Origin of the sequence: Streptomyces sp. ADMS, assembly GCF_033441795.1 — a bacterium.
In the GTDB taxonomy this organism is placed as follows: domain Bacteria; phylum Actinomycetota; class Actinomycetes; order Streptomycetales; family Streptomycetaceae; genus Streptomyces.
Genome location: NZ_JAVFVX010000599.1, coordinates 1 through 252 on the forward strand (window position 1 = coordinate 1; position 252 = coordinate 252).

Genomic DNA, 252 nt, shown 5'->3' on the forward strand with positions numbered 1-252 from the left:
TCACTTTCCTGGCCTACTGGCTGGAAGAGCCGCGTGACGTGGGCACTCTTCAGCTCGCGGTGGCGATCCTGGGCGTCGTGGTGCTGAACGCCGCGATCGGCTTCGCGCAGGAGTACTCGGCCGAGCGGACGGCCCAGGCGCTGGAGGCGATGGTGCCCCACGCCTGCCGGGTGCTGCGCGACGGCAGGCGGCTGGAGGTGCCCGCCCGGGACCTGGTGCCGGGCGACGTGGTGGTGCTGGAGGCCGGGGACG

At 73.0% G+C, this 252-nt stretch carries 1 protein-coding gene; it reads left to right on the top strand.

The window, feature by feature from the left end:
• The coding region (locus RB628_RS43075) for a hypothetical protein (protein WP_318325856.1) at positions 1–252 on the top strand (252 nt) is incomplete at both ends.